Source organism: Alkalimonas mucilaginosa, from assembly GCF_036327005.1.
GTDB lineage: Bacteria > Pseudomonadota > Gammaproteobacteria > Enterobacterales > Alteromonadaceae > Alkalimonas > Alkalimonas mucilaginosa.
This window is the reverse complement of record NZ_JAUGZK010000005.1, coordinates 175,285-189,083: the sequence shown is the minus strand read 5'-3', so window position 1 is coordinate 189,083 and position 13,799 is coordinate 175,285. Positions and strand designations below refer to the sequence as shown.

Sequence of the window (13,799 nt, the reverse complement as noted above, 5' to 3'; positions counted from 1 at the left end):
CAAAAAAATGCCGGGAACCCCGGCATTTTCATTTATTGTGTTGCCATCCGACGCTGGAACTCGGCTAAATCGGTTATCAACCGCTGGTTTGGCAAGCTAGCGAACGGTTGCTCACTGAACGCAGTGCCACGCATCTGCACCGATATCCGTGCTGCTTCCGGGTTCAGTAAGGTTTGCTGATAAAAGGCTTGTACATCCGCCAGCGTCACCTCCTCAACGGCTGCAATCAAGCGCTCACGGCTAGCAAAGTCAAAGCGCTCGCGGTACCAGTCGCTGACCAGCGGCCGCATTTCTTCCTGTAGGTTTTTCGGTGGCTCCTTTAAGCTGATCAGCAAGCTTTGCTGCAGCGCCGCAAATTGCTCTGGCGTGACCTGCTGCAAGCGCTGCCAGTACTCGTGCTTAAAGTCATCAAAGCGCTGCTGCATATCGGCTGGGCCTTTGACCGGGGTCTGAATGTACAAACCAAAACCGGTGTAGTTATTCAGATCGATGGCGGTACCGCCCACTGCATAAGCCAGTTGCTCTTCACTGCGCAAGGTGTCAAAGGCCTGGTTGGAAAAGTGCGATGCCAGCACATTGGCAGCGGCACGCACCGCCATGCCTTGCTCTGGATGCACATGCATATCGATCAGCGCCACATCGGTGACATGAATATCGCGCTGCAGTACCAGCGTCTCACCCGCTGCTGGCTTCCAAAAGAGGCTTTGGGCGTAAGGCGTGGTGGTTCGACTGGCCGGCAAGGCTGCATCCAGCTTGCTCACCAGCGTCTGCACATCCTGCTGATCGTAATTGCCAAAGGCAAAGACCCGCACCTGGTTGGCACTCAGCGTCTCGGCCATAAAAGCTGTCAAGTCGTCAGGTGTCATCGACTGCGCTGCGGCAATCAGTTGCTCCGGGTTGAAGTTGCCACCGCGATACAGGCTGTTAAAAGCCCAGAACGCCTGACGAAAAGGCACCTGACGACTTTGGTTGGCAAGGCTCCGCACATAACGATCGACCGCTTGCGAAAAACCCGTTTCGGTAATGCGTGGGGTCAGTCCGCTTAGCAATTGCTCCAGCAACTCGGGTTGCTTGTCGGTAAAGCCATCCAGATTTAAAGTTAAGCCATTGCCATCGCTTAACCAGACGCCGATGCCTGCAACACGGGCTTCGGTGCGCAGTGCACTTTGCTCAAGATTGTACAAATCCCGCCACAGTGCAAAAGCAACCCGGGCCTTGATGTCATTTTGAGCCGTGGGGCTGTTAAGCACAATGTCCAACCGGCCTCGTGGCTGGTCGCTAAATGCCTGACTTGGGTACAACCAGGCAGCGATGCCGTTGTGCTCGACCACCAGTTCAGGCTTTTGTTGCTCGGTACGTGCTTTAATCGCAAAGCTTTCCGGCAACAAGCGATTGATCTGTGGCAAATTCAGCGCCAGCTGCGGCTGCTGCCAGGCCGCCACTTCTTCAGCGCTGATATCGACAATTTTATACTTGCCAACATGGTGCACTAACTCGCTGTCGTGCGGCTCTTGTTGGCTGATGTACCAGACCCGGAGATTCTCCGGCGTCAGCTGCGCCAGCACCTGCTCAATGGCTTCAGCATCAAAACGCTCATAGATAAAGGGCGCTGCAATGGCATGCTGCACCGGGCGTTTCAACATGCTGGCCGTCAGCCCTGAGGCATAGCCAAAGCCATCGGTTTTTTCCAGAAACTGAAACTGGTTAGCCAGGCTGGTTTTGATTTCCTGGTAGTATTTTTCATCCACACCTTGTTGCTTGATCAGATCCAGGTACTGCATCACCACCGCCGTAATGGCCTCGCGTTGCTGCATGCCGGCATCGGTCAGACTCATGTCAATGTTCAGACTGCCGTAGTTGCCGTATAAGTCTGGACTCACCGACACATTAAAGCTGGAAACCAGACCAGAGGCTATTAACTGTGCCGCAGCGGTACCCGGCATTTCCGAGCGCAGCAAGTAGGCGATAAACTCATTCGGTTTCACCGCATACTGCTTGGAGTTATCCCGAATGGTGAAATCCAGTCGCAGCTGTTTCACATCCTGATTGGGTACATAGTGAATGCGCTTGCCACCGAACAGGCTGTTGTCCAGCTCGGCGGTCACCGTTGGAGTGGCAATCTCTTTGTTTTCGATGTCGGAAAAGTGTTGTCGTGCCAGCAGCTCCATCTCCGCCAGTGGCCGATTGCTGATCATCGCCAGCTTCATGGTGTTGGCTGAGTAATAACGGTCGAAAAACGCCAGCATTTCCTCATGCAGTTTGCTGCCCGGCTTATCGCTTAAGCTTTCCAGGCTGCCAGCCAGGAAACGATTCGATGGGTGGTCACCAAACATCCGGCGCATCAGCTCAAACTGCGCTAAAGAATCCTGCTCGCGGCGCATCGAGTGTTCGGCGTTAACCGCATTGCGTTCTTTGTCCGAGTATTCGGGGTAAAACTTCGGCGATTTAAAGAAATCGGAGAAACGATCCAGCGCTTCATCGTACACGCTGTTATTGATTTCAAACATGTAGTTGGTGATATCGAGCCAGGTATAGGCGTTGTATGCACCATTGTGCTGACTGAAAAATGCTGCGTACTCAGCAGGATCCGGGTAACGCTCCGTGCCCATAAACAGCATGTGTTCCAAATAATGAGCCAGGCCTTGCTGCGTCATTGGGTCTTGCAACATGCCAGCCGCAACACTAAGCGATACCGCAGATTTTTCTGTGGCAGGGTCCGACACCAGTATCACTTCCAGTTGGTTTGGCAGTGTCAGTGTTTTGTAGGCCCGCAGATCATTGGGGCTTACCAGCACAGCAGCCGCTTGCTGCTGCGCAGCGGTTTCCTGTGGCACCCTGGGTTGTTGGGCGCAACCGGTCATCACGGTCAGAGCAATGGCGCTCACCACGAACAGTTTCTTCATCATCTTATTCCTTGGCAACAGCACGATAAATACCTGGCCGAATGCTACTGAATACCAGCGATGCAAGCCAGTTGGGACTGTCCCCAATTTGTAAGCGGATATGTCTCGCTTTACGGCTGCTGTTGCCGGAAAGCAGAAATACGGCTGTAGGGCGTCGGGTAAATGCCAACCTGCAGCAACTGGGGTCTTAGTGTCCACTCCACGCTTAGTTCGATGGTACCATCCTCATTTTTGGCAAAGTGTACAAACTTCTCCCGCTGTGCTTTGTTGTGCCAGTGAGCCCGGTAGCTGTCGCCCTGCCAGTGCTCCAGGGTAAGTTTAGAAACCCCATCGTCCCAGAAGCTTAACAGCAGCTCGCCAGCTTCGTTTTGCTGCACGTTGGCACTGCCGTACAAATTGTGCTGATAACGACCTGTGATTTCTGCTGCGCTTAAACTAGCCGCTGCATCGGGCTGACGCTGTTGCTCTATCTGCTGTCGTGCTGCGCTGGCTTCGGCAAAGTTCTGCTGGTACTGCGCTAAATAGGTGCTGTGCCAATCGTGAGGTGGTAAGCCGGCGATACGATCGATAATGGTGCGGGTCACCGCCGGGCGGAAGTTTTCAAAGGTATTGCCAATCACCACGATGCCGAGCTCCAGCTCCGGTACCAGAGTTACCAGCGTATTAAAGCCATCGGTTGCACCACCATGGCTGGCGGTTTGGTAGCCACGGTAGTCCTCCAGATACCAGCCCAGGCCATAAGCCCGTACCGGCTCGGTCCGGCTGGCGCGACTCACCGCCATTTGAGGACTGAAGATCTCGGCCATCACATTTTCGCTGACCAACCGTTGTCCTTGATAGACACCAGCCTCGCCCAAATTAAGCCGCAGCCACTGCGCCATCTCATAAACACTGCTATTGACCGATGCCGAAGGGCCAACATTATCAAAGTTACGGCGGGCGATTTCGACCACAGCGTCTTCGATGTATTGATGCGGCAAGGCAATATTGGCGTCGTCCGGCGCAAACTGGGTAATGGAGGTATTGCTGCGTTGCATGCCAAGCGGCACAAATAAGCGCTCATGCATAAAGTCATCCCAGCTTTGGCCGCTGACTGCCGCCACCACTTCACCGGCCACGGAGTACATCACATTGTGGTAAACGAACCCCGAGCGAAAGGGCTGCTCAAAGTCGTGATAGCGCATTTGCCGGATCACTTGCTCACGGCTGGCGGTAGGCATAAATTGAATGCGGTTGCCGGTGATGCGGCCAAGGCCTACCCGATGCGTGAGTAAGTCACGAATACGCACTTCCTGCGTCACCCAATCATCGGCCAGTTGAAAATACGGCAGATGATCGACCACTTTATCGTCCCAACTGAGCTTGCCTTCATCCACTAAGATGCCGAGCGCCGTCGCTGTCATCGCCTTGGTAGTCGAGGCCACACCAAATAAAGTGTGTTCATCGACCGGGCGTTCGGATGAAAGCCCCAAAGTGCCAAAACCACGGGCATAAATGACTTCATCCCGGTATACCACAGCCACCGCCAACCCCGGCAATTGCCAGTCCTGCCGCCCTTGCTCAATCCAGTGATCCAGCCCAGCCAATGGCTCTGAGCTAGTGGAATGCAGGGCACAGCCAGCCAATGCCAAGGCAGCCAGGCTGCTAAGCAGCAAGGAACGAACAAAGTAAGAAGAGAAAAGCGTTGGGTGCATGCCGGGCCTCGAAATTGCAGTTCAAGGCCAGCATACTAGCCGATTTGGCCGCCGGGGCCAAATCGGTCAGGCCAGCTAGCCGGCGTTGGGTGTTCTGGCCGGGCGGCGATGCTGGCTGCGGGCTTTAGCCTGAGCAGAGCCCTCGGCACGCTGACCATCGCGGTGTTCGCTTGGTTTTTTTGGCTTTTTCGGCCGGCGTGCTGGCTGCGTCGGGTTGGATACCGGCACATTATGCACGGGCTCATAGCCCGCTTTTACCTGACGCGGTATTGCTTGTCGAATCACCCGCTCAATATCGCGCAGCAACTTGGCATCGTCGGCGCACACCAATGACACCGCATGGCCACTGGCTCCGGCGCGGCCGGTGCGGCCAATGCGATGCACATAATCTTCCGGCACATTCGGCAAATCAAAATTCACCACTTGTGGCAATTGATCGATATCCAGACCTCGGGCAGCAATGTCGGTAGCAACCAGCACCCGCACTTCACCGCTTTTAAAGCCTGCCAGCGCCTTGGTACGGGCAGCCTGGCTTTTATTGCCATGAATGGCCGCAGCCTGAATGCCCACCGTTTCCAGTTGCTTGGTTAACTTGTTGGCACCGTGCTTGGTTTTGGTAAACACCAACACCTGCTGCCAATGGTTGTCGACAATCAGGTCAATCAGCAACTGGGCTTTGCGGTTTTTATCCACCGGGTACACCAACTGCTCGACCCGCTCGGCCGTACTGTTGGCCGGGCTGACCGACACTTCCAGTGGGTTATTGACCATGGTCTTGGCCAGGGCACGGATATCATCGGAGAAGGTCGCCGAGAACAACAGATTTTGCCGCTGCTTGGGCAGCAGCGCCAGGATTTTGCGAATATCGCGGATAAAACCCATATCCAGCATGCGGTCGGCTTCATCCAGTACCAGGATTTCCAGCTCGGAAAAGCGCACTGCATTTTGCTGGTACAAGTCGAGCAGTCGGCCTGGGGTGGCAATCAGAATATCGACGCCTTTACGCAGCTTTTGCATCTGTGGATTGATTTTTACCCCGCCAAAGACGATGGTTGAACGCAGCGGCAAGCGACTGCCATAACGCACCACGCTGTCTCCGACCTGAGCCGCCAGCTCCCGGGTGGGGGTTAAAATCAAGGCACGCGCCTGATTGGCCGAAGCAGGCTTGCCTTCAGCCAGCCGCTGCAGCAGTGGCAGGGTAAAACCCGCCGTTTTGCCCGTCCCGGTTTGGGCGGCGGCCATCAGATCACGACCAGCCAGCACAGCAGGGATCGCCTGAGCCTGAATAGGTGAAGGGGTGTCGTAGCCTTCAGCCTGAATGGCTGCAAGCAAAGGGGCCGATAAGCCCAGGGAGGCAAAACTCATAAATTCTCACTTGTTGTACAAAGAACCGCCAAAAGGGCGGCCGGGCAGGATACCTGAAAACCGTTGCCAGTGCCATCGAAACCACAAGTTAGCTGCCTATGGGGTCAAATCTAGTACTTAAAGCATAGATAGAAGATCACTAATTCCTTTTGGTTATATCTGAGCGCGATCCATTATTTTATCAAAGCCATACAGACGGCTATTCTGCAAACCTGAAGGTCCCCTTGCTAATCATGGCTGGGCGTCAATTGCTAGTAGCCAGTGTGGGCTGAGGTGTGTGATGGATTTTTTACCAATTTTTACCCAGTTGCAGCAGCAACCCGTGCTGGTGGTCGGTGGCGGTGCTGTGGCCTACCGCAAAATTCAGCTGTTGCTGGCCGCCGGTGCTCAGGTCACAGTGCTGGCCAAACGCATCAGTACAGAAGTACAAGCGTTGCAAGGCGATCAACTAACCTGCATTGAAGCGGCCTTTGGCGAGCACAGCATTGCTCACTACAAACTCATTATTGCTGCTACCGATAAACCAAAGGTCAATGCCGAAATTTTTCAGGCCGCCAACGCCGCCAATATCTGGGTGAATGCTGTGGATGATCCCGAGCACGGCAACTTTATTTTCCCGGCCATTGTCGATCGCAGCCCAATAGTGGTGGCGATATCCTCCGGCGGCCATGCCCCGGTGCTGGCTCGTCGTTTGCGCGAGCGCATTGAGCAGCTGTTGCCGCAGTCGGTCAGCCTGATCGCCCGCTTCGCTGCCGAGTGCCGTCATCGGGTCAAAGCTGCGCTACCGTCCATCAGTGAACGACGTGATTTCTGGGAGCGCTGGTTCGCAGGGCCGGCCCAGCAACTGCTGGCGGCGGGTAAAACCGAGCAAACCGAACAGCTGTTTCAGCAGCAACTGCAGGATTTTGTGCCCAATCAGGGCGAAGTCTGGCTGGTGGGGGCTGGCCCGGGCGATCCGGAGCTGCTCACCATCAAGGCGATGCAATGCATGCAGCAGGCCGATGTGCTGGTGTACGACGGTCTGGTCAGCGCCGATGTGCTGGCGTTGGCACGGCGCGATGCCGAGCGCATCTGCGTGGCCAAACAAGCCGGTTTTCACAGCCTGCCGCAGGATGAAATCAATGCGTTGATCGTCCGGCTGGCGCAAGAAGGCAAACGGGTCTGCCGGTTAAAAGGCGGCGATCCCTTTATTTATGGTCGTGGCGGCGAAGAATGCGAAGCCCTGGTGGCCGCCGGTATTCGTTACAGCGTGGTGCCTGGTGTCACCGCAGCCGCAGGCTGTGCTGCCTATGCCGGCATTCCGCTGACCCACCGCGATTATGCCCAAACGGTGCAACTGGTCACCGGCCACTGCCGCGCCAATGGCGACGAGCCGGACTGGCCGTCACTGGCCAAAGCCCGGCAAACCCTGGTGGTTTATATGGGGCTGATTAACAGCGGCACCCTTAGCCAGCAACTGATTGCCCATGGCCGCAGCGGCGATACGCCGGTCGCCATTATTGAAAATGGCACCCGGCCCGAGCAGCGCACCATTACCGGCACGCTGGCGCAGCTGCCCGAGCTGATCAGCGAGCATCAGGTGAAAAGCCCGGCGCTGATTATTGTCGGTGAAGTGGTGGCACTGGCACCGAATTTACACTGGTTTCAAACATTTGTGGCTGAGCCAAGCGCCAGCCAGGCAGCCTAGGAGCAACTGATGGCTTTATCGCATTTACAACAACTGGAAGCCGAAAGCATCCATATTTTCCGCGAAGTCGCGGCCGAGTTTAAAAAGCCGGTGATGCTGTATTCGATTGGCAAGGACTCATCGGTGCTGCTGCACCTGGCCCGTAAAGCCTTTGCACCGGGAAAAATTCCTTTTCCTTTGCTGCATGTCGATACCGACTGGAAGTTTCGCGAGATGATTGAATTTCGCGACCGCATTGCCAAGGACTACCAGCTGGATTTGCGGGTGCACAAAAACCCGGAAGGCCTGGCCATGGGCATCAACCCCTTTGTACATGGTAGTGCCAAGCACACCGACATCATGAAAACTCAGGGCTTAAAGCAGGCGCTGAACCAGTATGGCTTTGATGCAGCTTTTGGCGGCGCCCGTCGTGATGAAGAAAAATCCCGCGCCAAGGAGCGGGTGTTCTCCTTTCGCGATAAGCACCACCGTTGGGATCCGAAAAACCAGCGGCCTGAGCTGTGGAATATTTACAACAGCGCCATCAACGAAGGCGAAAGCATCCGGGTATTTCCGTTATCGAACTGGACCGAGCTGGATATCTGGCTTTATATCCTGCAGGAAAACATCGACATCGTGCCGCTGTACCTGGCGAAAGAGCGCCCTGTGGTCAAGCGTGATGGCACCCTGATTATGGTGGATGATGACCGCATGCCGATCGAACCGGGTGAGGTCATTGAACAGAAATCGGTGCGTTTTCGCACCCTCGGCTGCTACCCACTGACCGGCGCCATTGAGTCCACCGCCAACACGCTGGAAGGCATTGTCGAAGAAATGTTACGGGCCCGCACCTCTGAGCGTCAGGGACGGGTGATTGATCAGGATCAGTCCGGGATGGAGCTGAAAAAACGCGAGGGGTACTTCTGATGAGCAGCACCGTTTTGGAAAACACCAGCTTAGAGCAGCAACTGAATGAGCTCGGCATTCGCGGCTACCTGCAGCAGCATCAGGACAAAAGCCTGCTGCGGGTGCTGACCTGTGGCAGTGTAGATGATGGCAAAAGCACCCTGATTGGCCGCCTGCTACACGACAGCCAGCAACTCTATGACGATCAGCTGGATGCGTTAAAGCGCGATCACAAAGGCCGCAACAGCGATGGTGAGCTGGAACTGGCGATGCTGGTAGATGGCCTGCAGGCCGAGCGTGAACAAGGCATCACCATCGACGTGGCCTACCGCTATTTTTCCACCACCAAGCGCAAATTTATTCTGGCCGATACGCCGGGCCATGAGCAGTACACCCGCAATATGGCCACCGGTGCCTCCAACGCCGATGTCGCTATCTTGCTGGTCGATGCCCGCCATGGTGTGCTGACCCAGACCAAGCGCCACAGCTTTATCTGTGCCTTGCTTGGCATCAAGCATTTTGTGGTGGCGGTGAATAAAATGGATTTGATTGGCTATGCCGAAACCGAGTTTAGCCGTATCAAAAAAGACATTCTGGCCATTACTACCCAGTTGCAGGTACCACAGGTCGATGTGGTGCCACTGAGTGCGCTAAAAGGCGAGAACATCATGAGCCTGTCGGCCAGCATGCCCTGGTACCAGGGCCAGCCACTCTTGCCTTTGCTGGAAACACTGCCGGTGCCGGATCGCAGCGGCCAGCACAGCCGCTTCCCGGTGCAGTACGTCATCCGGCCGGATCTGAACTTCCGTGGTTTTGCCGGTACTGTCACCGGTGGCCGGCTGGCCGTGGGGCAAACAGTGAAAGTCTATCCTTCCGGCCAGCAGAGCACCATTCGCAGCATTGAAACCTTTGCCGGCGCCCAGCCTTCGGCCGAGGCTGGTGAAGCTGTGACGCTGACGTTGCAGGATGAAATCGACATCAGCCGTGGCGACTGGCTGGTGCCAGTGGAAGAAAGCATCACCCAAAGCAACCGAGCCCTGGCCTATCTGGTGTGGTTTAACCAGCAGCCGTTGCAACAAGGCCGTTTGTACGACCTGAAACTGGCCAGTCGCAAAAGCTCAGCCAGCATCAGTAAGCTGGACCATAAGATGAATATCAATACGCTGCAAAAGGTCGAAGCCGACAGTGTGCAGATGAACGACATTGCCCTGGTCGAGCTGGAACTGACCGAAGTGCTGCCACTGGATACCGCCAGTGAGCACCCGGGTACCGGTAACTTTATCCTGGTCGACAGGCTGAGCAACGCCACGGTCGCTGCCGGCCTGGTGCAAACCGTGCTGGCCACCGAGCAAGCCAGTGTGCCGGCCAATTTCTCTGCCTTTGAACTGGAGCTCAACGCCCTGATCCGTAAACACTTCCCGCACTGGCAAGCGGCCGATTTATCGGCATTGAGTCAGGCGCTGTCGGCCTCGGATCGGTCATGACACTGCAGCAGCTTGGGGTGATAGGCCTGTTGCTGGCGCTGATCGCAGGTCTTATCTTTAGCAAACGCTCGCCAGCCTTTTGGTTTGGCGGCGCTTTGCTGTTGAGCTATCTGGTTGGCTGGCAGCCGCTGGAAAAAGCGCTGACCAACTTCAGCAACCCCTCGCTGATCACCTTGATGCTGTTGCTGCTGGTCTCGCTGGCGATTGAAAAATCCCAGCTGGTGAGCTGGCTTAGTCGCAGCTTTTCCGGTCAGAACCTCAGTCTGGTGGTGGCCAGACTCAGCCTGGCCAGCGGCTTTTTGTCGTCCTTTGTCAACAATACGGCTGTGGTCTCCACGTTGATGTCGTCGTTACGCCAGCATCCGCATTTTGCTGCCTCCAGACTGCTGATCCCGCTGTCCTACAGCGCCATTTTGGGCGGCATGCTGACCCTGATTGGCACCTCCACCAACCTGATCGTCAATGGTTTTGTTGAAGAAGCCGGCCATGCCAGTCTGGGCTTTTTTGATTTTACCCTGCTGGGCCTGATTGCCTTTGGCGCCGGCTTGCTGGTGCTGATGGTGGGGGCGCACTTTTTGCCCGACACCGGCAAAGACGAACAGACAGCCGCACCTTATTACGTCAGTGCCCGGGTTGCAGACGACAGTCAGCTGATTGGCAAAAGCGTCAGCGACAACGGCCTGCGTGAGCTGCAGCAGCTGTTTTTGGCCGAAATTCAGCGCGGCGAGCAGCTGATTTGCCCGGTCAAGCCCGAGACGGTGCTGGAGCCCGGTGATGAACTGCATTTTGTCGGCGACCTGCAGGCGGTGTCCAAACTGCAGAGCTTTCCCGGCCTGACGCTGGTGCCCGGTGAAGCCGAGCACAGCGGCGAGCTGATGGAGGCGGCCATTAGCTACAGCTCCAAACTGGTTGGCAAAACCCTGAAGCAGGTACGCTTTCGCGAGCAGTACAATGCGGCCGTGATCGCCGTGCGTCGTGGCCATGAGCGCTTAAACGGCGGCCTCGGCAATCTGGTGCTGCATGCCGGCGATGTGTTGATTCTGGCCACCGGCAAGGACTTCCCCGGCCAAAATGAGCTGGGACAGGATTTTATTTACGTTAATGGCCTGGCGATCAGCCAGCCACTGCCGGCCAAACGCAGCCACTGGGTGCTGGGCAGCTTTGCACTGACCCTGCTGCTGTCGATGCTGGATCTGGTGCCGCTGGTAAAAAGCCTGCCGGTGCTGCTGGTGCTCTATCTGGCCAGCTCGGTGATCAACGTCAACGAGCTGAAACGCCGTTTTCCACTGGAGCTTTTTATTATTGTCGGCTCGGCCATTGGTCTGGCGCAGCTGATGATCCAGTCCGGCGTGGCCGGCATGATTGCCGGAGGCCTGAATCAACTGGTGGCCGGTTACGGCCCCTACGGCGCGCTGATTGCCATTTTTGTCGCCACCTGGCTCTTTACCGAAGTGGTCACCAACAACGCCGCGGCCGCCTTGACCTTTCCTATTGCGTACGCGATGGCGCTGGATCTTGGCACCAGCCCGCTGCCCTTTTTTATGGCGGTGGCCTTTGGCGCCTCGGCCAGCTTTATTTCCCCTTTTGGCTACCAGACCAACCTGATGGTCTACAGTGCCGGCAACTATCAGCTGAAAGACTATGCCCGGATCGGTATTCCGATGGCGCTGGTGTACTCGACGGTGGTGCTGCTGTGCCTGCCGTATTTTTACCCGTTTTAACTCTCGGACTGAACACAGATGACTGACAACATTGTATGGCAACAGCACCACACCAGCCGCGCCCAGCGAGCCGAACTGTTCGGCCACCGCAGTGGCGTGATCTGGTTTACCGGCTTAAGTGGCTCGGGCAAATCCACCGTGGCCAATGCGCTGGAACAAGCACTGGCCGCCCGGGGCTTTCACACCTACTTGCTCGATGGTGACAATGTACGGCATGGCCTTTGTGCCGATTTGGGCTTTAGTGCCGAGGACCGTACCGAAAACCTGCGTCGGGTGGGCGCCGTCTCTGGCCTGATGGTCGATGCCGGCTTGCTGGTGCTCAGCGCCTTTATTTCACCCTACCGCAGTCAACGCGCTCTGGTGCGCAGCCTGGTGCCGGAGCAGTCCTTTTTGGAGGTGTACATTGCCACGCCACTGGCTATCTGCGAACAGCGCGATGTCAAAGGCCTGTATCAAAAAGCCCGTAAAGGCGAAATCAGCCACTTTACCGGCATCTCCGATCCCTACGAGGCACCGGAGAACCCCGATCTGGTGATCGACACCTCCAGCACAGAGCTAAGCGACAGCATCGAACAACTGTTGCAACTGTTGGCAGAGCGTGGTTGGATCAAGGCAGCACAGAGTACCACCCTTTGATGGAGTGAAGACGATGAAACTACTGCTGCAACAAATCATTCAGTTGGCTGAGCAGGCGGGCGATGCCATTTTAGAAGTCTATCAGCGTGATATTGCGGCGCAGGGCATTCATGCCAAGCAAGACGACTCGCCACTGACCGATGCCGATTTGGCCGCCCAGCAAATCATTAGCGCTCGCCTTTATCAACTAACACCGGATATTCCGGTGTTATCGGAAGAAGCCGCCGCCACCCCCTGGCCCGAGCGCCAGCACTGGCAGCGATTCTGGTTGGTCGATCCTTTGGATGGCACCAAAGAGTTTATTAAGCGCAATGGTGAGTTTACCGTCAATATTGCGCTGATCGAGCAGGGTAAGCCGGTGCTTGGCGTGGTGCATGCACCTGTGCTGGAAAAAACCTGGGCGGCACTCAAAGGTGAAGGCGCCCTGGTACAACATCAAGGCGAGCAGTACCGCATTCATGCCAGCAAGCCAAAGTCTGGCGAAACAGTCAAAGTGGTCGGCAGTCGCAGCCATCCCAGCCCGGAGCTGGCCGGTTATCTTGAGCAGTTTGAATGCTATGAGATGGTGCCGGTCGGCAGTTCGTTAAAATTCTGCCTGGTGGCTGAAGGGGAGGCCCATGTCTATCCACGCTTTGGCCCCACCATGCAGTGGGACACCGGCGCCGGTCATATTGTGGCCGAAGAAGCCGGTGCCACTGTTGCATTTGATGGCTTAGATGATGCCCCTTATCATCGTGAACAGCTACTGAACCCTAACTTTCTGGTATCCGCGCTTTAGAAGCTAAAGCGCGCTCCCAGCTTGCCCTGGGTGAAGGTGCCGCCCAGAAAGTCACCACGCTCAAACTCAGCCAAAAAGGACAGATTGCGGCTTAAAAAGTAGTGCAGGCCGATGGCCTGGGTGAACTGGTTTTTATCCACAATACCGGGCTCATCCAGATATTCATAGCCCAAACGGCCATACAGCTCTACCTGTGGTGAGATCATGCTGCGCAGGGTTGCTTCGGCTTTCAGGTAATCGTATTTGTCCCTATCCAGGAACATCACATTGCCTGCAACGATTTTATCTTCCAGCCGGTAATTGCCAAAATAGCCGGCCAGATCCAGCACAGTATTAGGCGCTACTGGCGTAATGACACCCAGGCCGATGGCGCGGTTGTAGATACGATAATTGTCGTAGCCATCGGCAAAGCGCACCGTATCTTCCACCCGACTGTACTCGCCAGCAACAAACAGATGCTGATTGATTAAAAAAGAGCCCTTTAAACCGAAGCCGCTGTAATCATTGCGCTCGCCTTCAAACTTATCTTCAAAGGATAAAAAGCTGGCTTCAACAAAACGATGGCCTGGCCAGTCACTGGCGGACGCTTGAAAACACAACGCGGTGGCAACCGCTGATACCAATAAAGTAAAACGCATACTGCATC

Annotated in this window: 10 protein-coding genes; 6 read left to right on the top strand and 4 right to left on the bottom strand. The window is 55.8% G+C overall.

The features are described 5' to 3' along the window. Nucleotides 1-32: 32 nt before the first annotated feature. From QWF21_RS09020 to QWF21_RS09010, 3 genes are all read right to left on the bottom strand, one after another. A complete protein-coding gene (locus QWF21_RS09020; protein WP_330087721.1) occupies nt 33-2,903 on the bottom strand; it encodes an insulinase family protein in 2,871 nt (956 codons plus the stop codon). A 110-nt stretch (nt 2,904-3,013) separates the two neighbouring features. Further along, nucleotides 3,014-4,597 (bottom strand): serine hydrolase, encoded by a 1,584-nt coding sequence (locus tag QWF21_RS09015; RefSeq protein ID WP_330087720.1) that lies wholly within the window; start codon nt 4,595-4,597, stop codon nt 3,014-3,016. Nucleotides 4,598-4,672: 75 nt separating this feature from the next. Then, nucleotides 4,673-5,962 (bottom strand): DEAD/DEAH box helicase, encoded by a 1,290-nt coding sequence (locus tag QWF21_RS09010; protein ID WP_330087719.1) that lies wholly within the window; start codon nt 5,960-5,962, stop codon nt 4,673-4,675. Between the two features lie 280 nt (nt 5,963-6,242). Here QWF21_RS09010 and cysG point away from each other — a divergent pair, with 280 nt between their 5' ends. Genes cysG through cysQ form a run of 6 tightly spaced genes read left to right on the top strand, consistent with a single transcriptional unit; the run spans nt 6,243 to nt 13,153 of the window. Continuing rightward, complete coding sequence (gene cysG, locus QWF21_RS09005; RefSeq protein WP_330087718.1) at nt 6,243-7,649, top strand: siroheme synthase CysG; 1,407 nt, start codon at nt 6,243-6,245, stop codon at nt 7,647-7,649. A gap of 9 nt (nt 7,650-7,658) precedes the next feature. Then, a complete protein-coding gene (gene cysD, locus QWF21_RS09000) occupies nt 7,659-8,555 on the top strand; it encodes a sulfate adenylyltransferase subunit CysD (RefSeq protein WP_330087717.1) in 897 nt (298 codons plus the stop codon). Further along, the gene (gene cysN, locus QWF21_RS08995) at nt 8,555-10,018 is read left to right on the top strand and encodes a sulfate adenylyltransferase subunit CysN (RefSeq protein ID WP_330087716.1); all 1,464 of its coding nucleotides are present in this window, start codon (nt 8,555-8,557) and stop codon (nt 10,016-10,018) included. Before cysD ends, cysN begins: the two co-directional genes overlap by 1 nt. Continuing rightward, nucleotides 10,015-11,739 (top strand): SLC13 family permease, encoded by a 1,725-nt coding sequence (locus QWF21_RS08990; protein WP_330087715.1) that lies wholly within the window; start codon nt 10,015-10,017, stop codon nt 11,737-11,739. The genes cysN and QWF21_RS08990 overlap by 4 nt, the downstream gene beginning before the upstream one ends. 18 nt (nt 11,740-11,757) lie before the next feature. Then, a complete protein-coding gene (gene cysC, locus QWF21_RS08985; protein ID WP_330087714.1) occupies nt 11,758-12,375 on the top strand; it encodes an adenylyl-sulfate kinase in 618 nt (205 codons plus the stop codon). 13 nt (nt 12,376-12,388) lie between these two features. Then, on the top strand, nt 12,389-13,153 hold the full coding sequence (gene cysQ, locus QWF21_RS08980) for a 3'(2'),5'-bisphosphate nucleotidase CysQ (protein ID WP_330087713.1): 765 nt from the start codon (nt 12,389-12,391) through the stop codon (nt 13,151-13,153). On the opposite strand, the gene QWF21_RS08975 is transcribed toward cysQ, so the two are convergent. Further along, a complete protein-coding gene (locus QWF21_RS08975) occupies nt 13,150-13,791 on the bottom strand; it encodes a hypothetical protein (protein WP_330087712.1) in 642 nt (213 codons plus the stop codon). The genes cysQ and QWF21_RS08975 overlap by 4 nt on opposite strands. Nucleotides 13,792-13,799: the final 8 nt, after the last annotated feature.

What these genes read in the sequence shown, in the direction of transcription:
- QWF21_RS09020 (WP_330087721.1), bottom strand. Translation starts at nt 2,903, where the DNA reads ATGAAGAAACTGTTCGTGGTGAGCGCCATTGCTCTGACCGTGATGACC.
- QWF21_RS08975 (WP_330087712.1), bottom strand. Translation starts at nt 13,791, where the DNA reads ATGCGTTTTACTTTATTGGTATCAGCGGTTGCCACCGCGTTGTGTTTT.
- cysN (WP_330087716.1), top strand. Translation starts at nt 8,555, where the DNA reads ATGAGCAGCACCGTTTTGGAAAACACCAGCTTAGAGCAGCAACTGAAT.
- QWF21_RS09010 (WP_330087719.1), bottom strand. Translation starts at nt 5,962, where the DNA reads ATGAGTTTTGCCTCCCTGGGCTTATCGGCCCCTTTGCTTGCAGCCATT.
- QWF21_RS09015 (WP_330087720.1), bottom strand. Translation starts at nt 4,597, where the DNA reads ATGCACCCAACGCTTTTCTCTTCTTACTTTGTTCGTTCCTTGCTGCTT.
- cysD (WP_330087717.1), top strand. Translation starts at nt 7,659, where the DNA reads ATGGCTTTATCGCATTTACAACAACTGGAAGCCGAAAGCATCCATATT.
- QWF21_RS08990 (WP_330087715.1), top strand. Translation starts at nt 10,015, where the DNA reads ATGACACTGCAGCAGCTTGGGGTGATAGGCCTGTTGCTGGCGCTGATC.
- cysC (WP_330087714.1), top strand. Translation starts at nt 11,758, where the DNA reads ATGACTGACAACATTGTATGGCAACAGCACCACACCAGCCGCGCCCAG.
- cysQ (WP_330087713.1), top strand. Translation starts at nt 12,389, where the DNA reads ATGAAACTACTGCTGCAACAAATCATTCAGTTGGCTGAGCAGGCGGGC.
- cysG (WP_330087718.1), top strand. Translation starts at nt 6,243, where the DNA reads ATGGATTTTTTACCAATTTTTACCCAGTTGCAGCAGCAACCCGTGCTG.